The 18,776-nt window shown below is 62.5% G+C and carries 16 protein-coding genes, 1 tRNA gene and 1 pseudogene; 10 read left to right on the top strand and 8 right to left on the bottom strand.

Annotation, left to right across the window (positions count from 1 at the left end):
• Position 1: 1 nt before the first annotated feature.
• The 5 genes and pseudogenes from JET17_RS20265 to JET17_RS20250 form a co-directional block, all read right to left on the bottom strand.
• A complete protein-coding gene (locus JET17_RS20265) occupies positions 2 to 1,342 on the bottom strand; it encodes a hypothetical protein (protein ID WP_012315808.1) in 1,341 nt (446 codons plus the stop codon).
• A gap of 264 nt (positions 1,343 to 1,606) precedes the next feature.
• Positions 1,607 to 2,566: a cation diffusion facilitator family transporter gene (locus JET17_RS20260; RefSeq protein ID WP_012315807.1), complete on the bottom strand. Its 960-nt coding sequence runs from the start codon at positions 2,564 to 2,566 to the stop codon at positions 1,607 to 1,609.
• Positions 2,567 to 2,642: 76 nt separating this feature from the next.
• On the bottom strand, positions 2,643 to 3,398 hold the full coding sequence (locus tag JET17_RS27875) for a methyl-accepting chemotaxis protein (RefSeq protein ID WP_420094555.1): 756 nt from the start codon (positions 3,396 to 3,398) through the stop codon (positions 2,643 to 2,645).
• 102 nt (positions 3,399 to 3,500) lie between these two features.
• Positions 3,501 to 4,490, bottom strand: a pseudogene (locus tag JET17_RS27870) (HAMP domain-containing protein); the annotation flags it as partial.
• Between the two features lie 285 nt (positions 4,491 to 4,775).
• Positions 4,776 to 6,128, bottom strand: coding sequence for an APC family permease (locus tag JET17_RS20250; protein WP_012315805.1), 1,353 nt, complete (start codon positions 6,126 to 6,128; stop codon positions 4,776 to 4,778).
• Between the two features lie 548 nt (positions 6,129 to 6,676).
• Here JET17_RS20250 and JET17_RS20245 point away from each other — a divergent pair.
• Both JET17_RS20245 and nadA read left to right on the top strand, forming a co-directional pair.
• Positions 6,677 to 8,185: a YdgA family protein gene (locus tag JET17_RS20245; RefSeq protein WP_012315804.1), complete on the top strand. Its 1,509-nt coding sequence runs from the start codon at positions 6,677 to 6,679 to the stop codon at positions 8,183 to 8,185.
• 298 nt (positions 8,186 to 8,483) lie between these two features.
• The gene (gene nadA, locus JET17_RS20240) at positions 8,484 to 9,542 is read left to right on the top strand and encodes a quinolinate synthase NadA (protein ID WP_012315803.1); all 1,059 of its coding nucleotides are present in this window, start codon (positions 8,484 to 8,486) and stop codon (positions 9,540 to 9,542) included.
• 94 nt (positions 9,543 to 9,636) lie between these two features.
• Here the strand turns inward: nadA and JET17_RS20235 are convergent, their stop codons facing one another.
• Complete coding sequence (locus JET17_RS20235) at positions 9,637 to 11,073, bottom strand: M48 family metalloprotease (protein ID WP_012315802.1); 1,437 nt, start codon at positions 11,071 to 11,073, stop codon at positions 9,637 to 9,639.
• Positions 11,074 to 11,192: 119 nt separating this feature from the next.
• On the opposite strand from JET17_RS20235, the gene JET17_RS20230 reads away from it, so the two are divergent.
• Together JET17_RS20230 and JET17_RS20225 are read left to right on the top strand one after the other, a co-directional pair.
• Positions 11,193 to 11,432 carry a sulfurtransferase TusA family protein gene (locus JET17_RS20230; protein ID WP_012315801.1) on the top strand — a complete coding sequence of 80 codons (240 nt, stop codon included), beginning with the start codon at positions 11,193 to 11,195 and terminating at the stop codon, positions 11,430 to 11,432.
• A 20-nt stretch (positions 11,433 to 11,452) separates the two neighbouring features.
• The gene (locus tag JET17_RS20225; RefSeq protein ID WP_012315800.1) at positions 11,453 to 12,523 is read left to right on the top strand and encodes an AI-2E family transporter; all 1,071 of its coding nucleotides are present in this window, start codon (positions 11,453 to 11,455) and stop codon (positions 12,521 to 12,523) included.
• 114 nt (positions 12,524 to 12,637) lie between these two features.
• On the opposite strand, the gene JET17_RS20220 is transcribed toward JET17_RS20225, so the two are convergent.
• On the bottom strand, positions 12,638 to 13,111 hold the full coding sequence (locus JET17_RS20220; protein ID WP_012315799.1) for a peroxiredoxin: 474 nt from the start codon (positions 13,109 to 13,111) through the stop codon (positions 12,638 to 12,640).
• An 11-nt stretch (positions 13,112 to 13,122) separates the two neighbouring features.
• Positions 13,123 to 13,683 (bottom strand): glycine cleavage system protein R, encoded by a 561-nt coding sequence (locus JET17_RS20215; RefSeq protein WP_012315798.1) that lies wholly within the window; start codon positions 13,681 to 13,683, stop codon positions 13,123 to 13,125.
• Between the two features lie 260 nt (positions 13,684 to 13,943).
• Here JET17_RS20215 and dapA point away from each other — a divergent pair, with 260 nt between their 5' ends.
• The 6 genes from dapA (at position 13,944) to JET17_RS20185 (ending at position 18,727) form a co-directional block, all read left to right on the top strand.
• Complete coding sequence (gene dapA / locus JET17_RS20210) at positions 13,944 to 14,822, top strand: 4-hydroxy-tetrahydrodipicolinate synthase (protein WP_012315797.1); 879 nt, start codon at positions 13,944 to 13,946, stop codon at positions 14,820 to 14,822.
• A 17-nt stretch (positions 14,823 to 14,839) separates the two neighbouring features.
• Positions 14,840 to 15,958: an outer membrane protein assembly factor BamC gene (gene bamC / locus JET17_RS20205; protein WP_012315796.1), complete on the top strand. Its 1,119-nt coding sequence runs from the start codon at positions 14,840 to 14,842 to the stop codon at positions 15,956 to 15,958.
• Positions 15,959 to 16,717 (top strand): MBL fold metallo-hydrolase, encoded by a 759-nt coding sequence (locus JET17_RS20200; protein WP_012315795.1) that lies wholly within the window; start codon positions 15,959 to 15,961, stop codon positions 16,715 to 16,717. It begins immediately after the preceding gene.
• A gap of 30 nt (positions 16,718 to 16,747) precedes the next feature.
• Entirely contained in the window at positions 16,748 to 17,458 is a 711-nt protein-coding gene (gene purC, locus JET17_RS20195; protein WP_012315794.1) for a phosphoribosylaminoimidazolesuccinocarboxamide synthase, read from the top strand.
• A gap of 92 nt (positions 17,459 to 17,550) precedes the next feature.
• A tRNA-Ser gene (locus tag JET17_RS20190) sits at positions 17,551 to 17,640 on the top strand.
• Positions 17,641 to 17,749: 109 nt separating this feature from the next.
• Positions 17,750 to 18,727, top strand: a complete 978-nt coding sequence (locus JET17_RS20185; protein ID WP_042111674.1) for an integrase — start codon at positions 17,750 to 17,752, stop codon at positions 18,725 to 18,727.
• Positions 18,728 to 18,776: the final 49 nt, after the last annotated feature.

Below are 18,776 nucleotides of genomic sequence, written 5' to 3'. Positions count from 1 at the left end.
ATCACTCCTTGGCGCCAGTGGATTGGGCACGTTCAAGCAGGAAGGTGAAATCGGCGAAGCTGGTGCGCGGTGACTGGGTCACGCGGGTGGTCGCGTTGTTGTGGCACTCCATGCAACTGGACGAAGCCTGCGGCGTAGTGCCCTGGTTGTAGGTTTCCAGCGTGGCGTTGGCCAGGAAGTTCGGCGCAGGCGTGCCCAGCGGATTGGTTGGCGACGGTACTTTGCAGTCATCGGCGGGGTCGGTCGGCCACTGGGTGCTGATCAACTGGTAGTTGGCCCACACAGTGCCCTTGAGCGCGCTTTGCCACTGCGCGTTGAGCTGGTGTGTCGCGGTGGTGAGCGGGATTTCCCGCACGATCTGCGAAGGCGTGGCTTTCTTCGATGGGTCCCACGGCTGCGCTGGCGGCTCGTTCACCGGGCGGTCGCTGGCTTGGGCGTCGTAGAACAGGTAGGGGCCCTTGCGCTCGTTCATCGGTGTGGTCTTTTCCGGCACGTTGCGCACGTGCTCGAAGCTCGACCATACCCACTGCGGCGCGGCCTGGGTCTTGTGCACGATGTGCAGACCGACCAGCCCGACCTTCTGCGCGCTGCACGACTCGGGGATCACCGCGCCCTTGTTCGGGTCGGCGTTGCCGGGGGTGTAGACCAAGGCGTCGACGGCGTGGAAGTCCTGCGGGTTGTCGTTGCCGCCGAGTACCTTCCAGGCCGACTTGACCATGATCGCGCCGACCTGCTCGGCCTTCTGCGACCCGCAGGCGAATGCGATGCGGTTCTCGGCCTTGCTCAGGAATGCTTGCTGGCCCTCCTTGCTGTACAGGCCATTGTTGACGATGTCATCGAACATCGGCTGGTTGACCATGATCGCGTTGCGCGTGTAGGTGCCGTTCTGGTCCACCAGTGGGCCGGTCTTGAACGGCTGAATGAATTCGTCGAGCACACCGGCGACCTTGCCCATCTGTTGCAGGACGGGCAGGTCACCCTTGCCTTGGCAGGCGGCGGGTAGCGGCGCCTTCTGGTTCCAGGCGACCGGCTTCTGGCCTTGGGGCAGGAAAATCTCGTAGCTCTCCTTCCACGACTCCCAAACCGTCTGCCCCGGCGCGCCCATCTTCGCCGAGGTGTTGGCGCTGCCGTCGGCGTTGGCGGGCCAGTTCAGGGCAACGAATGTCTGCCACGACAGCACGTCGAAATCGTGTTGCAGGTTATCCAGGGTGAAGGGTGGGGTAGCGGTGACGTCGAAGGGAATCGCAGGTGAAAGCACTGGCGGGCTAGCCGCATCGGCCATGGCAAGCGCGCTGGTGAAGCTTGCTCCCAGGCACGCCAACCGTTTCAGGGTTATTTTCATTATCGTCTCCTCAGCAGATAAAGCGTCGGGACGACGAGGCGTACGGGCCCTTCATGGACCTAATGTTCAGCGTTATCCCTGACGCTAGGCTGGAGGCTAGCCGTTGCGTTGGAACCCTCAGAAATATCCGACTAACGGTAGGGATAATGCCGAGGAAGGCACTGCCCTGACCTTGCAGATCAGCTCAAGGCGGTTGTTCTGCAAACGCTGGGCGGCCGACTGTTCAGTTCATACCCACTGGTATCCAGTTGCTCTTGCCCATCCTTATTCAGCCCACTCAGGGTCTGCGGTAAACACTACCGTCAACCAGCGATCCGGTCCTTCACCGCCAATCGCATCACCGACTTCGCAGCGCAGCGCATCCCACTCTTCAATGCTTTTGGCTGGAAGGTGCTTGGGCACGATGAAATACAGCTCGATTTCCCGAGAGCGGCCGACCTTGGCCACGTAAGCCCGATAGGATTCCAGTCCGTGGCGTGCCACGAACGCACCGGCCACCTCATCTACGTGCAGCATCAGGTCGCCAGGTGTCACCAGAAAGATATCCGCCATGGCCTGGCGCACAACCGACAGCGGCAAGGGAATGATGACCAGGCACACCAGCGCCAGTACCGCCGGGTCGATGTACGGCGATACCCACTCCCACTGCGTGCCCTGCACGGCAAAGCCAAAGCAGAAGGCGATGAGCAACGCTGCGGTGATGCTGGCCGACATCACCCAACCCTTGACGTCCATGCGCACGAAATCCGAGTTCAGCTCGCGGTTGGCCCGCGCTTCGACTGCAGCGATGGTCGCGCAGGCGATCACGGTCAGTGCCGCATAAACCATGGCAATGCCGAATTCCAGGTGGCGTCCGCCTTCGAGCAGGCTGCTGACGGCGTTGATCAGGGCGTAGAGCGCCACACCGCTGAGCAGGATGCCATTTAGCGCCAGTACCATCGGCTCCAGGTGCCAGAAGCCCATGGTGAAGCGTTCGCGTAGCTTGCGTGACACGTGCCGGCTGGTGGCGTGCGAAGTGATCAGCTTGACCACTACCAGCGACAGGCCGCTCATGCCGGCGTCGGCCAGCGAGTACACACCGTCGAAAATGATAGAGAACGAGCCGGACGCCAGGCCGAAGGCAATGCCGATGGTGGCGATGAACAGGGTGACGGCTATCGAGGTGCGTAGTAGGCCCTGTTCGCTGTTGATATCGAAGAAGTGGGATTTTTTGGGTGTTTCCATGGGTAAAACTCGTTCAAAAGGTGGGGTGCCTGTACGGGCCCAATCGCCGGCAAGCCGGTGATGGGGCCCGTACAGACTAAACGCGAAACTGCTCCATCAAAGCCTGCTGCTGATTGGCCAGGCGGTTCAGCGCTTGGCTGATGCGCGCTGACTCATCAGCCTGGCCCGATAGCGATTCAGTCACATCGCGGATCCCGGCCACGTTTCGGTTAACTTCCTCGGCCACAGCGCTCTGTTCTTCAGCGGCCGAAGCGATCTGCAGGTTCATGTCGCTGATCACCGCCACCGCTTCACCGATCCGCTGCAGCGTCGGCAGTGCCTGTTCCATCCGGGAGGCGCTGGCCTGCGCCTGTTTCTGCCCATCATGCATGGCGCCGACCACATCCTGGGTACCTTGCTGCAGGCCCTCGATGACCTGGCGGATTTCTTCCACCGACACCTGGGTGCGCTGCGCCAGGCTGCGTACCTCGTCGGCCACCACGGCAAAACCCCGCCCGGCCTCGCCAGCGCGGGCCGCTTCGATGGCGGCGTTTAGGGCCAATAGGTTGGTCTGCTCGGCAATGGCGCGGATCACCTCCAGTACCGAGCCGATCTGCTCGCTGCGCTGCTCCAGTGCGCGCGCCTCGACCATGGCGGCATCCATCCCGGCTGCCAGGGTGTCAATCGCCTGGCGGGTGCTGGCGATCAGTTGCAGGCCTTCGCGGCTCGCTTGGTCGGCGCCGCGCGCGGCCTGGGCTGCTTGTGCCGCGTTGTGGGCGACATCCTGGGCAGTTGCGCTCATCTCGTTGGCGGCGGTGGCCACTTGCTCGATCTCGCGCTGTTGCTGCTGCATGCCGCTGCTGGTCTGGCTGGCGATGGCTGCGGACTGATCGGCGGTGCCGCGGGCTTCGAGCAGCGAGCCTTTGACTTGGGCAATCACCGGTTGCAGCTTGTCGAGGAAGCGGTTGAACCAGCCGCTCAACTGGCCCAGTTCGTCCTGGCGCGCGTAGTCCAGGCGCCGAGTCAGGTCGCCCTCACCGCTGGCGATATCCTCGAGGCGTGCTGCTACGGCCAGGATTGGTCGTGTCACACCGCGTGCGGTCAGCCAAACCAACAGCAGGCCGACGATCGCGGCACCCAGGCCGATCAGCAGGCTGGTCAGATTGGCGCTTTGGTTGTGTTCGCTCAGCCTTTGATTGAGAGCGACGGCGGGTGCTTGAAGCACAGCTTCGGGCAGTTCCAGCAGCACCTGCCAGGGGGCGGCGCCGGGGATCGGGGCGAACGGGCGACCGACGCGCAGCAGGCCCTGCGCCACGTCGTTGCTCAGGAAAGTGCCCAGCTTGCTGGCGTCGCGGCTGTGCCCGGCCAGCAAGCCGGTATTGCTGACGATGCTCACCTGGCCCTGGCCATCGAACAGCTCCTGGCGGCCTTCCAGACTCAACTGCTGCAGGTTGTCCAGGCCGATGTCCAGGCCAACTACGCCTACCACCTTGCCGGCTTCCAGCAGGGGGAGGGCGATGCTCGTCATCAGTACCTGGCGGCCATTCACCTCGTCGAGGTAGGGCTCGATCACGCAGGCCTTGGCCGTTTCCTGAGGGCAGGTCAGCCAGCGGTTCTGTGCCCCCCCGTTGGCGCCAACCGTGCTGTCGGCCAGCATCGCTTCAGGCATGGCCTCCCGCTCAAGGTTGCCTGGGCTGGGCTGCGACCAGTACAGCGAAAAGCGCCCGCTGTCGTTGCTGCCGACCGCCTCCTGGGCAACGAACTGGCTGTCCTGGTGGTCCAGGGCGTTGGGCTGGAACACCACATAAAGCCCTATCACGTCCGGGTTGCCAGCCAGACTGGTGCGAGCCTGGCGTGTCAATTCGGCGCGTAGGTCGCTAGCGCCGTGGGCTTTGAGCACCTGCACCAGGCGGGCAAAGCCGTTGGCGTACTGGTAGGCGTCCATGAAATAGCGCTGAATGCGCAGGGTCTGGGTTTCGCCGTGGGCCTGCAGGCGCAGGCGCGCGCTGTGGTCGAGCATCTCACTGTTGGCCTGGCTGACCAAGGCTGCACTGCGCTGTGCCTGGGTCAGCGAGGTGGCCACCAGTAGCGCGACGATGACCAGCAGGCACAGGCCGGCGAGCAGGGTGATCTTCCACTGGATAGAAAGGCGACGCAGCGGCATGAAAGCTTTCCTTTTCGTGCAAGGACAACGCCCGCGTTCAGGCGCGGGCGGTGTAGATGGCAAGTGTCATTCGGCAACGTAGTTCGGGGGGGCGGCAGTGAAGGCCTTGGTCAGCCAGGCCAGGTACACCAGGCCAAGTAGCGCCCACACCCCGCCGAACATCAGCGAGTGCTCGTTAAGGTCTAGCCACAGCGACACGATGATGCAGAAACCGATGGTCGGCAGTATCAGGTACATGAGCTTGTTCGCCAGCCCTTGGCGATTGCCTTCACGCAGATAGCAGTGGTTGATCACCGACAGGTTGACGAAGCTGAACGCCACCAGTGCCCCGAAGTTGATGATCGAGGTGGCGGTAACCAGATCGAAGAAGATCGCCGACAGCGAAATCAGTCCGACCACTGCGATGTTAAGCACCGGTGTTTTGTAGCGCGGGTGCAGGCGAGCAAAGATGCCTGCGGGAATCACCTTGTCACGTCCCATCACGTACAACAGGCGCGAGACGCTGGTTTGCGAAGCCAGGCCCGAAGCGATGGTGTTGATCACCGTGCAGGCGATGAAGATCGACTGGAAAAGCTTGCCACCCACGTACAGGGCAATTTCCGGCAGGGCCGCTTCTTGGTCATGGAAGCGTGCCATGGTCGGGAAGTAGGCCTGGATGAAGTACGACACGGTAATGAATACCAGGCCGCCGATCAGTGCGGTCAGGAAGATCGCCCGTGGGATGGTCTTGGCCGGGTCGCGGGTTTCCTCGGACAGGCACGTCACGGCGTCGAAGCCCAGGAACGAGAAGCACAGGATGGTCGCACCGGCCGCCAGGGCGCTGAGCTGGGTCTGGCTGTCGGCGAACGGCAGCAGGCTCCACGCGGTACCCAAGCCTTCACCCTGGTCCAGTCCACGTACGCACAGGTAGATGAACACGGCGATGATCGCCACCTGCACGGCAACGAACAGCAGGTTGAAGTGTGCCACCAGGTTGACGCTGCGCATGTTGATCAGGCTGATCAGGGTGACGAAGCCCGCTACCCAGATCCACTCCGGCACTTCGGGGAACATGGCCGACAGGTAGAGCTTGGCCAACAAGGCATTGACCATCGGCAGCAGCAGGTAGTCGAGCAGCGACGACCAGCCGACCAGAAAGCCCACATGCGGGTTGATGGCGCGCTGTGTGTAGGTATAGGCAGACCCCGATTGCGGGAAGCGGCGCACCAGGGTGCCGTAGCTCACGGCAGTGAACAGGATGCCGGTCAGCGCCAGGATGTAGGCGCTGGGCACATGCCCTGCGGTAATCCCCGAGACGATGCCGAAAGTGTCGAACACGGTCATCGGCGTCAGGTAAGCCAGGCCGATGATGATCACGTGCCAGAGGCGCAGGGTTTTGCGGAGTTGGCCGTTGCCGGTGGCGCTGTGGTCAGGCTGCATGCTGGCGTGGCTCCTGCAGCTGGGCGTGAACGGCGGGCGGGTTGTATTGCGCATGCGGCAATGGCGAGCGGGTAGGCTCCATGTTGTTCACCTTTATTGTTGGAGCATAGGTAGGCGCAGGCGATGCGCCGGGGGCGAGCTGGCAGTGCCTGGGCTAGGAAGGCGGGGCGTGCGGGCAGGGGCGGTGAGGCATCATGACGGCGCGTCTGTTCTTCTTCGTGGTGTGGCGCTGGGCAAGGTGGTGAAAATAAAAAACGATGGGTAGGTTGGTGTCAAGTTAAACATGACAAGATGTTACTAAATTGAAATATTTATCGATTTATCTATCGTAATGTTCGGTTTTTGCGCGCTTTTTTGCGGTTCTGATCGATTCAGATGTTCGTAAAATTTAACGAATAGGAAGTTTCCCAAGCTAGCGTCAGGTGGGTCTCGATTGCTCATTTCGTCCGCGTGTCGACCCTTGGGCGAGGGGTGGGAGTGATACTATTCTGCTCCCCCGCAGCTCTTGGCTGCGAACACGCCCATATGGACATCAATCGGTTCTATTCATGAAGAAATCAGTAGGCATCCTTTCCGGCCTGGCCATCGCCATTGCCGTCGTAACCACCGCTGGCGCCTGGTACACCGGCAAGCAGTTGCCTGCGCAGCTGGAGCAAGCCGTCAATCAGGGCAATGCCCAGTTGAAGAAGGCCCTTGTCGGGGTTGGCGGCAGCATGACCATCGAAGTGGCCTCGCTGGAGCAGCACTTCTTCACCAGTACCGCACGCTATCGCCTCAAGGTCCGTGACATTCACCTGTCTGACGGTGAGCCGGTCAGTTTCGATGTGGGTGTAACCGATCAGATCGAGCACGGCCCGTTCCCTTGGTCGCGGGTCAAGGCCCTCAAGCTGATGCCGGTGCTGGCAGCCAGCAACAGTGCGCTGGACAAGGACGACTTCACCGCGCCCTGGTTCGCCGCCGCCGGCGACAAGGTCCCGGTCAGCTCGCAAACCAGCCTGGGCTTTGACGGCAGTGTCGATGGCAGCATCCTCCTGGCGCCGGTCAAGCTGGCCGAAGACAACGGCACTACCCTCGATTTTTCGGGTATGCAGCTGCAGATCAGTGGCGACAGTGAAGGCAAGGCGTCGAAATTCCATGGCGCTGCCGATCGCTTCGAAATGAAGTTGGTCGGGGATGATCACCCGCCGGCCACGTTCGAGCTCAAGGACCTGAAAATCGGCGGTAACCTGGCCGCTACCCAGCATGACGCAATCTATGTCGGTAACGTCGATGTGCTGCTGGCCGAAGCCAAGGCGACGCTGGGCCCCAAGCAGCAGGTACTGCTGCTCAAAGGCCTGGAGCAGCACGTCCTGCAAACCCTCGATGGCCCCGATACCGTCGGTGGTCGCGTGGATTACAAGGTCGCGGACATCAGCTGGGATGGCCGCGCAGTCGGTAGCGGGCAGATGGCGGTCAGCATCAAGTCGCTCAACGCCCCGGCCTTGCAGTCGCTGTCGCAGTGGTACCAGGCCCATCTGCCGGAGTTCGAGCAGGCCGCTGCTGCTGGCCAGCCGATGCCCCAAATTCAGATGGATGAAGCAGAGAAGGCCAAGTTCCAGGGCGACCTGAAGCAACTGTTGGCATCCAAGCCGCAGGTGGCGGTGGAGAACCTTTCGTTCAAGACGGCCAACGGCGAGAGCCGGTTCAACCTGTCGATGGACTTCGCCAGCCCCACCTCCTTCGACCTGCCGCCTGACCAGTTGAGCAAGCAGCTTATCACTCAGGTGAAGAGCAAGCTGTCGCTGTCCAAACCGATGATGGGTGACCTGGCGACCTTGCAGGCGTTGCTCGAAGGGCAGACCGATGCCCAGGCGATTGCCATGCAATCCAGTCAGGCGGGTGAGATGGTCGGGATGATGGCGCTGCAGAGTGGCATGGCCACCGTGCAGGGCAATGACGTGGTGGCTAGCCTGCACTACGTCGATGGCATGGTCGACTTCAATGGCAAGAAGATGACCGTTGAAGAGTTCGCCATGATCCTCGCGGCGCACTTTGCGGCGATGCAGCCGCAGGGCTGATTGATTGAGCCTGCGCCGGCCTCATCGCCGGCAAGCCGGCTCCTGCAGGATGACTACAGCCTCATGGCCTGTGCACACCTGTGGGAGCAACTGTCTTGCCGGCGATGAGGCCAGTACTGGCCACACAAAAACCGCTTTAGAAATCCCTTGATTGTCTGTAGCCTTCGGCGTCCGATAATAATCCGCGCCCGCAGAGGGCCGTGGCGGCTTGCCTGCCGTCCGGCGCCCTTAGCCGATCTGTCAGGGCCGGGTGATACACTCGATTTGACGCGCACGCGCGCCTGCAGGTCCAGCGATCATGACCCAGATATCCGAACGCCTGTTGGTTCAGGCCCACCTCGACGCCAAGCAGCCCAACCCGCTGACAGCCGAGCAGGAGGCCGAATACCGTGCGGCCATTGCTGCCGAGCTCAAGGCGCAGAACGCCGTGCTGGTTGCCCATTACTACTGTGACCCGGTTATCCAGGCGCTTGCCGAAGAGACCGGCGGTTGCGTGTCCGACTCGCTGGAAATGGCCCGTTTCGGCAAGAACCACCCTGCCCAGACGGTGATCGTCGCCGGTGTGCGCTTCATGGGCGAGACCGCGAAGATCCTCACCCCGGAAAAACGCGTGCTGATGCCGACCCTGGAGGCTACCTGCTCGCTCGACCTGGGTTGCCCGGTCGAAGAGTTCTCGGCCTTCTGTGACCAGCACCCCGAGCGTACCGTGGTGGTGTATGCCAATACCTCTGCCGCCGTTAAAGCGCGTGCCGACTGGGTCGTGACCTCGAGCTGCGCGCTGGAGATCGTCGAAAGCCTGATGGACAACGGCGAGACCATCATCTGGGGCCCGGACCAGCACCTGGGCCGTTACATTCAGAAGCAGACCGGTGCCGACATGCTGCTGTGGGACGGTGCCTGCATCGTCCACGAAGAGTTCAAGTCGCGCCAGCTGGCGGATATGAAGGCGCTGTATCCGGATGCGGCGATCCTGGTGCACCCGGAGTCGCCAGAGGCAGTGATCGACCTGGCCGATGCGGTGGGTTCCACCAGCCAGCTGATCAAGGCCGCGCAGACACTGCCTAACAAAACCTTCATCGTCGCCACTGACCGCGGCATCTTCTACAAGATGCAGCAGTTGTGCCCGGACAAGGAATTCGTCGAAGCCCCCACCGCCGGTAACGGCGCGGCCTGCCGCAGCTGCGCGCACTGCCCGTGGATGGCGATGAATACTCTGGAGCGGGTGCTGGATTGCTTGCGCAAAGGCAGCAACGAGATTTTCGTTGACCCGGCGCTGGTGCCGAAGGCTATCAAGCCTTTGAACCGCATGCTGGACTTCACCCAGGCTGCTCGGCTCAAGCTGTCGGGTAACGCCTGAGGCCCAATCGCCGGCAAGCCGGCTCCCACAATATCTGCAGCTCAGAACCCAGTGGGAGCCGGCTTGCCGGCGATTGGGCTGCAAAGCAGCCCCCTTACCGCCCCATCATCTCCTGCACCATGCGCCGCTGCTCCATGATCTCGCGCTGGCGCTGGTCGATCTGTGACGCCAGCGGGAAGTTGCTGCCGGCACGACGTTTGGCGTAATCCAGCTGCTGGATCGCCTGGTCGAAGTCCCCCACCAGGGTAAAGTACTCTGCCCGCGCCCGGTGCAAGCCTATGGTATTGCCCGACAAACCACGCACTTCGGCCATGTCGTACCACACATCCGGATCATCCGGGCGGTTCTTGAGCAGGTCGTTCAGTACCTTTTCGGCCTCGGCGGGCTTGTTCTGCTTGATCAGCAGGTCGGCACGCACCTGCTTGAGCGGGTAGTTGCCCGGATACAAACCTTGCATGCGCTCCGCCCGCTGCTGCGCATCGGCCAAGCGGTTGTTGGTGATGTCCAGGTCGATCTGCGCCAGGTTGTAGGTGATGTCGTTGGGCGCCTTGGCCAGCAAGGGCTTCAGGTTCTCACGCGCTTCGTTGAGCTGGCCGCCTTTGATCTGCGCCAAGGCAAGACCATAGCGGGCGGCGTCCAGCTTGGGGTCTTCGTCCAGCTGCGCACGGAAGCGTTTGGCCGCCAGGCCCGGCGTGCCTTCGTAGATCAGGGCAACGCGGGCGCGGATCAACTGATAACGCTGGCTGTCCTCGACGCCGCCTGGGGGTGCCTGTTCGGCCCGGTTGCGGGTGTCGGCGATACGCGATTCGGTCACCGGGTGAGTCAGCAGGAATTCTGGTGGTTTGGCGTCGTAGCGGTACTGGCGCGCCAGGCGCTCGAACATGGTCGGCATGTTGCGCGGGTCGTAACCGGCCTTTTCCAGGTTCTGGATACCGACGCGGTCGGCTTCCTGCTCGTTCTGCCGCGAGAAGCGCCGCTGCTCCTGGATCGCCGCCGCCTGGGTGCCGGCAATCATGCCGATGCCGGCATCGCCGGCGCCCCCTGCCGCCAGTACGATACCGGCCAGCAGTGCCGCCATCATTGGCAGTTGCATGCGTTGCTGGGCCTCGACGCCACGGGCGAAGTGGCGCTGCGACAAGTGCGCCAGTTCGTGGGCCAGTACCGAGGCGTATTCGCCCTCGGTCTGGGCGTTGAGGAACAGACCACCGTTGACCCCGACGATGCCACCGGGGGCGGCGAAGGCGTTCAGCTCACGGCTGTCGATTAGGATGAATTCCAGGCGACGGTCCTGCAGCTGGCTGGTTTCGGCCAGGCGGTACACGGTGGTTTCGACGTAGTCCTTGAGCTGCGGGTCGTTCAGCTGGTTGACCTGGCCGCGTAGCAGGCTGAGCCAGGCGCGCCCGAGCTGGTGCTCCTGCTGTGGCGAGACGATCGCGGAACTGGCGTCGCCCAGTGAAGGCAGGTCGCTAGCATGGCCGGGAAGGGCCATCAGGCAGGCCAGCGTCAACAGGGTAGGGCGCAGTAGATTCATGCACGAAGCTCGCGTCGGATCAAAGCCCCTACTGTAGCCCGCTCACACGTTGGCGACCAGTGGCGGTATGCTAGCCAGCCTGTTACCAAAGACGTCTGCCCCACGTTTGGAGACCCCTGATGACTAGCACCCCGACCTGCGACGCCGAACTCGACGCCAGCGGGCTGAACTGCCCCCTGCCTCTGCTCAAGGCGAAGATGGAGCTCAACCGTCTGGCCAGTGGCGCGGTGCTGAAGGTGATTGCGACCGACGCAGGCTCACAGCGCGACTTCCGCACTTTTGCCCAGCTGGCCGGTCATACGCTGCTGCATGAAATGGCCGAGGCCGGCACCTATACCTACTGGCTGCGCAAGGCCTGAGCCCCAATCAAGGATCGTCAATGTTCAAAGTGCTTCGCGACTGGATAGAGCGCTACTTCTCCGATGAGGAAGCGGTGGTGCTGGCGGTCCTGCTGTTTCTGGCCTTTACCGCGGTCCTTACCTTGGGCGGCATGCTCGCGCCGGTGCTGGCGGGCATGGTGCTGGCTTTTTTGATGCAGGGGCTGGTCAATGCCCTGGAGCGCCTTCGGGTGCCGACGCGGTTGGCGGTGATGGTGGTGTTCGCCCTGTTCATGAGCGCGCTGGCGGTGTTCCTGCTGGTGCTGGTGCCGTTGCTGTGGCACCAGTTGATCACCTTGTTCAACGAGTTACCGGGCATGCTTGGTAAGTGGCAGTCGCTGCTTTTGCTGCTGCCCGAGCGCTACCCGCATCTGGTGTCTGACGAGCAGGTGCTGCATGCCATCGAGTCGGTGCGCGGCGAGATCGGCAAGTTCGGCCAATGGGCACTGTCCTTCTCGCTGTCGAGCCTGCCGCTGCTGGTCAGTGCCATGATCTACCTGGTGCTGGTGCCGATTCTGGTGTTCTTCTTTCTCAAGGATCGGGAGCAGATCGGCCGTTGGGTCAGTGGCTACCTGCCGCGCCAGCGGACCTTGCTGAACCGGGTAGGCACAGAGATGAACCGGCAGATCGCCAACTACATCCGCGGCAAGGGCATCGAGATCCTGATCTGCGGCATTGCCACCTACATCGCGTTCATCAGCCTGGGGCTCAATTACGCCGCGCTGCTGGCGCTGCTGGTAGGCCTGTCGGTGGTGGTGCCGTATGTAGGGGCGGTGGTGGTCACGGTGCCGGTGACGCTGATCGCGCTGTTCCAGTGGGGCTGGGGTGATCAGTTCATCTACCTGATGACGGTGTACGCCATCATTCAGGCGCTCGATGGCAACGTGCTGGTGCCGCTGCTGTTCTCAGAGGCGGTGAGCCTGCACCCGGTGGCGATCATCTGCGCGGTGTTGCTGTTTGGCGGGTTGTGGGGCTTTTGGGGGATCTTCTTCGCAATCCCGCTGGCGACGTTGATCAAGGCAGTGCTCGATGCCTGGCCGCGGCAGGAACCTGCTGTGGCGCCGATGTTGTGATGCATGGGGCCGCTTTGCGGCCCTTTCGCGACACAAGGCCGCTCCTACAGACGAACGCAACCCCCTGTAGCGGCCTTGTGCCGCGAAAGGGCTGCGCAGCAGCCCCAGTCAATCTCAAGCCTTGTTCAGCGCCTGGGCCGCCGCGAGTACGGCATCCACATGGCCCGGCACCTTCACGCCACGCCATTCCTGGCGCAGCACGCCGTCCTTGTCGATCAGGAAGGTGCTGCGGTCCACGCCCATGTACTCCTTGCCATACAGCTTCTTCAGCTTGATCACGTCGAACAGCTGGCACAGGGCCTCGTCCTTGTCGCTGATCAGCTCGAACGGGAAGGCCTGCTTGGCCTTGAAGTTCTCATGCGACTTGATGCCGTCTCGCGATACACCGAACACCACGGTGTTGGCCGCTTCGAACGCTGCGTGCTGGTCGCGGAAGCCCTGGCCTTCGGTGGTGCAGCCTGGGGTGCTGTCCTTGGGGTAGAAGTACACCACTACCTGACGGCCCTTGAGCTCGGCCAGGCTGACGGTCTGGCCGCCGGTGGCCTGGGCCTGGAAATCGGCGACGGGTTGGTCGAGTGCTACTGCCATGGATGCATTCCTTAAACGGGGTTCTGTGGGCGCCAAGGCTCGATCAGCGCGTCCAGGTTGAGGGCGTCGGCAAAGTCGAGGAACTGGTCGCGCAGCCAGCTGATCTGGGTGCCGGCCGGCAGGATCACGGTGAACTGGGCGTTGAGCATGCTGCTGCCGGTCTGCGGCGCCAGGTAGGTGTCGCAGGTCATGGCTTCGAGCTCGACACGGTGGTCGAGGAAGAACTGGCACAGCTCGTTGATGATGTCCGGGCGGTAGGCCGCACTGACATAGGCCACATAAGGCAGGGCCTGCGGGCGCACTTCCTGGTCGGCGCTGCGTACCACGTCGAGGGTCAGGCTGTGCTTCTTGCCCAGGCTGGGGAGGGTGGACTCCAGGCGCGCCAGGGCGTCCCAGCTGCCACCGACCTGCAATACCAGGGCGCTGGTCTCGCCATGGCGGCTCAGGCGCGAGGTGACGACCGCGCAGCGGTTCTCGAAGGCAGCGCGGCTGAGGACGTTGGCCAGCTCCATGGGGTTGGGGCCCAGGGCACTGATGACAAGGAATTGTTCGCGGACGGTGGGGGTGGACATGCAGCATTCCTAAAGCGATGAGCGGTCGGCACAGGACGGGCGAAAGCCTCCTGTCGGCAGGGCCCGGGGCTCGCATGCGAGGACGTGGACGCTGGCCGGGGAGCAAGGTCGACGGCCCGGCGGGCCGCGCTGCACCGATCAAAGGATCAAGGGTAGCGAAATAAGGCGCCGAGGGGAATGCTCCACCCGCCTGCTTCGCTTGTGCAAGGCCGATGCCCCCAGTACCATTACCGCTCTCTTTTTCCGGCAGGAGCAGTTACATGATTGCGGGCAGTATGGTGGCATTGGTCACACCCATGGATGCACAAGGGCGTCTTGATTGGGGCAGCCTCGGCAAACTTGTAGACTTCCACCTGGAAAACGGCACCCACGCGATCGTCGCCGTCGGCACCACCGGCGAGTCGGCCACCCTGAGCGTCGAAGAACACATCGAGGTCATCGAATTCGTGGTCAAGCGGGTCGCTGGCCGCATTCCGGTCATCGCCGGCACCGGTGCCAACTCCACGTCCGAGGCCGTGCACCTGACCCAGAACGCCAAGGACGCCGGCGCCGACGCCTGTCTGCTGGTGGTGCCGTACTACAACAAGCCGACCCAGGAAGGCCTGTACCTGCACTTCAAGCACATCGCCGAAGCCGTCGACATCCCGCAGATCCTCTACAACGTACCCGGCCGCACCTCCTGCGACATGCAGGCCGAGACCGTGATCCGCCTGTCGACCGTGCCCAACATCATCGGCATCAAGGAAGCCACCGGCGACCTGGCCCGTGCCAAGGCCATCCTCGATGGCGTCAGCAAGGACTTCATCGTCATGTCCGGCGACGACCCGACTGCCGTCGAGCTGATCCTGCTGGGTGGCAAAGGCAATATTTCGGTCACCGCCAACGTCGCCCCGCGCGAAATGGCCGACCTGTGCGAGGCCGCCCTTGAGGGCAACGCCGAGAAGGCCCGCGCAATCAACGAAAAACTCATGCCGCTGCACAAAGACCTGTTCTGCGAAGCCAACCCGATTCCGGTGAAATACGCGCTCGTCGAAATGGGCCTGATGCAAAAAGGCATTCGCCTGCCACTGACCTGGCTGAGCGAAGGCTGTCACGAAAAAGTCCGTACTGCCTTGCGCCAGTCCGGCGTACTGGTTTAATCGAGGAAGTACACCGCATGAAGCGACTGGCTGGTCTTTCCGCGCTCGCCCTGATCATTTCCAGCACCAGTGGGTGTGGCTGGCTGTGGGGCGAGGATGGCTATTTCCGCGACCGCGGCAGCGATTACCTGCAGGCGCACCCGACTGCACCGATGCAGCTCCCGCAGGACGCCAGCAACGTCAAGCGCCTTGACCCGCTGCTGCCGATCCCGCGCAACGTCGCCGACGATACCGCCAAGGGCGAGTTCGAAGTGCCGCGTCCGCAACCGCTGTCCGCTGGCGCCGACGTCAGCGATTTCAGCCTGCAGCGCAGCGGCAGCAGCCGTTGGGTGCTGGCCCAGCGTTCGCCGGCCGAAGTCTGGCCGGTAGCGCATCAGTTCTTCGAAGACAACGGCTTCCGTATTGCCGAAGAGCGCCCGCAGACGGGCGAGTTCACGACCACCTGGCAGCGTTTTGACGAACTGTCGGCATCGCTCGGCCAGCGCCTGGCGAGCACCGCCAGCAGTGGTGACAGCGAAGTGCGCGTGCGTGTGCGCATGGAGCCTGGCGTACAACGCAACACCTCCGAGGTGTATGTCGTCAGTGTCGAGCGCCCGGCTGGCAGCACCGCCGAGCCTGCGTTCCCGTCCGCGTCCAGCAACACCGCCGCCGATGCGCTGCTGGTCGACGAAATGCTCGCCAGCATGAACCGCAGCGCCGAGAAGGGCGGTTCGGTATCCCTGCTGGCCGCGCGCGACTTCGATGCGCCGAGCCGCGTCAGCCTGAGCGAAGACGGCAGCGGCAACCCCGTGCTGTTCCTCGGCGCCGACCTGGACCGTGCCTGGTCCGGCGTGGGCCGTGCCCTGGAGCAGGGTGGTGAATGGCGTGTGGAAGACATCAACCGCAGCCTGGGCCTGTACTACATCAACCTGTCGGAAAAGCCCGAAGACAAGCAGAACCAGCCTGGCTTATTCAGCCGCATGTTTGGCAGCGAGCCAACCAAGGAAGAGCTTGAAGCCCGCGCCGAGCGTTACCAGGTGCGCCTGAGCAAGGTTGGTGAAAGCGTCCAGGTTACCGTCGAGAAGAACATCAACACTGTGGCCCCGGCCGATGTCGCTCGCCGCGTGCTGAGCGCCATTCAGGACCACCTGGGTTAAGTGCGCTTCGCGGTACTGGGAAGCGGCAGCCAGGGAAATGGCACGCTGATCGCCAGTGGTGACACGTTCATCCTGGTCGATTGCGGGTTTTCCCTGCGTGAAACCGAGCGGCGCCTGGCGCTGCTCGGGGTGCAGGCGTCTCAACTGAGCGCCGTGCTGGTGACCCACGAGCATGCCGACCATGTGCATGGGGTGGGGTTGCTGTCGCGGCGCTACAATGTACCGGTCTACCTCAGCCAGGGCACATTGCGCGGCATGCGCAAGCCGGTGGAGGTGGCCGGTTTTCTTGCCTGTGGCGACAGCCTGAGTATCGGCTGCCTGCAAGTGAGTGCGGCGCGGGTCGAGCACGATGCCTACGAGCCGCTGCAGTACGTTATCAGCGACGGTCGCCGGCGCTTTGGCATGCTCACTGACCTGGGTTCGTACGACGCGCTGTTGCTTGAGCGCTATCAGGGCCTGGATGCACTGCTGATCGAGGCCAATCATTGCCGCGACATGCTGGCCCGCGGGCACTACCCGTACTTCCTCAAGCAGCGGGTCGGCGGCATGCAAGGACATTTGAACAACCACCAGGCCGCGCGCTTGGTGGACGAGTTGGGGTGGAGCAACCTGCAGCATCTGGTGCTGGCCCACCTCAGCAGCAAGAACAACCTGCCACATCTGGCCCGCCAGTGCTTCGTCGACACCCTTGGGTGCGACCCGGACTGGCTCCAGGTGGCGAATCAGGAACACGGGCTCGACTGGCGCGAAATCGCCTAGCCCAACCACTCAAGCAAGCGGAGCCCAATCATGGAAAAACGCGAAGAACTCTACCGCGGCAAGGCCAAATCGGTTTACAAGACCGACGACGCCGACCGCTTGATCCTGCTGTTCCGCAACGACACCTCGGCGTTCGACGGCAAGCGCATCGAACAACTGGACCGCAAAGGCATGGTGAACAACAAGTTCAATGCCTTCATCATGCAGAAGCTCGAAGAAGCCGGCGTGCCGACCCAGTTCGACAAGCTGCTGGGCGACAACGAGTGCCTGGTCAAGAAGCTGGACATGATCCCGGTCGAGTGCGTGGTGCGTAACTATGCCGCCGGCAGCCTGGTCAAGCGTCTGGGCGTGGAGGAGGGCATCAAGCTGGAGCCGTCCACCTTCGAACTGTTCCTGAAAAACGACGAGAAGGGCGACCCCTTCATCAACGAATCCCACGTTGTCGCGTTCGGCTGGGGCACTGCCGAGCAGCTGGCAGAGATGAAAAAGCTGTCGCTGAAAGTCAACGAAGTGCTGAACAAGCTGTTCGATGACGCAGGCCTGTTGCTGGTCGACTTCAAGCTGGAGTTCGGCGTGTTCCACGGCCAGATCGTCCTGGGTGACGAGTTCAGCCCGGACGGCTGCCGCCTGTGGGACAAAGAAACCCGCAAGAAGATGGACAAGGACCGCTTCCGCCAGGGCCTGGGCGACGTGATCGAAGCCTACGAAGAAGTTGCCAAGCGCCTGGGCGTGCCGCTGTAAGCGGCGCATTCACGCAAGCGCCTGATACCACGCGCTTTTTTTGAAAATAAAGGTTTGCGTTTTCGGAATTCGCTGGTATGATGCGCGGCATTGGAGAGATGCCGGAGTGGTCGAACGGGACGGATTCGAAATCCGTTGTACTGGCAACAGTACCTAGGGTTCAAATCCCTATCTCTCCGCCATATTAGAGGCCCCGAGCGCTATATAGCCCTCGGGGCCTTTTTCATTTGGGGGAATTTTGGGGGAATGGGGGAGCGTGTATTTCCCCCAAGCGTTCGCTATCATTCCGCCATGGCCTACTACGAGAAGCGCGGGGACGCCTGGCGCGCCCAGATCCGCCGCAAAGGATATCCAACCCTTTCCGCCACCTTTGACACCAAGGCAGAAGCCCAGCGATGGGCCGCCGAGATCGAGGGTGACATGTCGCGTGCACGCTTCGTGGACATGCGCGAGGCTGAGAGCACCACGCTGGACGAGGCCCTGGACCGATACCTGTCTGAGGTGACTTCTACCAAGAAGGGCGCCAAGCAGGAGCAAGTCCGCATCAAGAAGTGGAAAGAACACAAGCTGGCCAGCAAAGGGCTGGCGGCCATCCGCTCGAGCGACATGGCTGCCTATCGCGATGCTGAGCTGAAGGAAGGGAAGTCGACGGCGACAGTGCGCCTCAACTTGGCAGTGATCAGCCATCTCTTCACGGTGGCTACCAAGGAATGGGGTATCGAAGGATTGACCAACCCTTGCCGGGCGATCCGGATGCCGAAGGGCAGCAAAGAGAGGGATCGGCGCCCAACGCCGGCGGAACTCACCGCGCTGTACAAGGCAGCCGGCCAGATGAATGCCCAGCTACCGGTGTTCATCGAATTGGCCGTGGAGACGGCGATGCGCCGGTCTGAGCTGCTGATGCTGCGCCGCGACCACGTACGCGGCAAGGTGGCTTATCTGGAAGACACCAAGAACGGCGAGCGTCGCGCTGTGCCGTTGTCGTCGAGGGCGATTGCCCTGCTGGAGGGCTTGCCCACGCCCATCGGTGGCGGCCGGTACTTCAACCTGGCGCTCAACACGATCAGCAACTACTTTCCCCGGGCCTGCGCTGCGGCCGGAATTGAAGGTTTGCGCCTTCACGACCTGCGCCATGAGGCGACCAGTCGTTTCTTCGAGCGCGGCTTCACGATGATGGAGGTCGCGAGTATCACGGGCCACAAAACCCTGGCGATGCTCAAGCGCTACACGCACCTATCTCCGCATGACTTGGCTGAAAAATTAGGGTAGATTGGAAAATTACTTTTGATCAGCGATCAACAAAGTCATCAGGGAGGAT

The organism is Pseudomonas putida (assembly GCF_016406145.1).
Lineage (GTDB): Bacteria > Pseudomonadota > Gammaproteobacteria > Pseudomonadales > Pseudomonadaceae > Aquipseudomonas > Aquipseudomonas putida_E.
Note: the sequence above shows the minus strand (reverse complement) of the source record. Positions and strands in the feature narration are given on the sequence as shown.

Coding starts and splice junctions, on each gene's coding strand:
- purC (WP_012315794.1), top strand. CDS start 16,748: ATGGAAAAACGCGAAGAACTCTACCGCGGCAAGGCCAAATCGGTTTAC.
- JET17_RS20230 (WP_012315801.1), top strand. CDS start 11,193: ATGACTAGCACCCCGACCTGCGACGCCGAACTCGACGCCAGCGGGCTG.
- JET17_RS20225 (WP_012315800.1), top strand. CDS start 11,453: ATGTTCAAAGTGCTTCGCGACTGGATAGAGCGCTACTTCTCCGATGAG.
- JET17_RS20215 (WP_012315798.1), bottom strand. CDS start 13,683: ATGTCCACCCCCACCGTCCGCGAACAATTCCTTGTCATCAGTGCCCTG.
- dapA (WP_012315797.1), top strand. CDS start 13,944: ATGATTGCGGGCAGTATGGTGGCATTGGTCACACCCATGGATGCACAA.
- JET17_RS20265 (WP_012315808.1), bottom strand. CDS start 1,342: ATGAAAATAACCCTGAAACGGTTGGCGTGCCTGGGAGCAAGCTTCACC.
- JET17_RS20260 (WP_012315807.1), bottom strand. CDS start 2,566: ATGGAAACACCCAAAAAATCCCACTTCTTCGATATCAACAGCGAACAG.
- JET17_RS20235 (WP_012315802.1), bottom strand. CDS start 11,073: ATGAATCTACTGCGCCCTACCCTGTTGACGCTGGCCTGCCTGATGGCC.
- JET17_RS20185 (WP_042111674.1), top strand. CDS start 17,750: ATGGCCTACTACGAGAAGCGCGGGGACGCCTGGCGCGCCCAGATCCGC.
- JET17_RS20220 (WP_012315799.1), bottom strand. CDS start 13,111: ATGGCAGTAGCACTCGACCAACCCGTCGCCGATTTCCAGGCCCAGGCC.
- bamC (WP_012315796.1), top strand. CDS start 14,840: ATGAAGCGACTGGCTGGTCTTTCCGCGCTCGCCCTGATCATTTCCAGC.
- JET17_RS20245 (WP_012315804.1), top strand. CDS start 6,677: ATGAAGAAATCAGTAGGCATCCTTTCCGGCCTGGCCATCGCCATTGCC.
- nadA (WP_012315803.1), top strand. CDS start 8,484: ATGACCCAGATATCCGAACGCCTGTTGGTTCAGGCCCACCTCGACGCC.
- JET17_RS27875 (WP_420094555.1), bottom strand. CDS start 3,398: ATGCAGCAGCAACAGCGCGAGATCGAGCAAGTGGCCACCGCCGCCAAC.
- JET17_RS20250 (WP_012315805.1), bottom strand. CDS start 6,128: ATGCAGCCTGACCACAGCGCCACCGGCAACGGCCAACTCCGCAAAACC.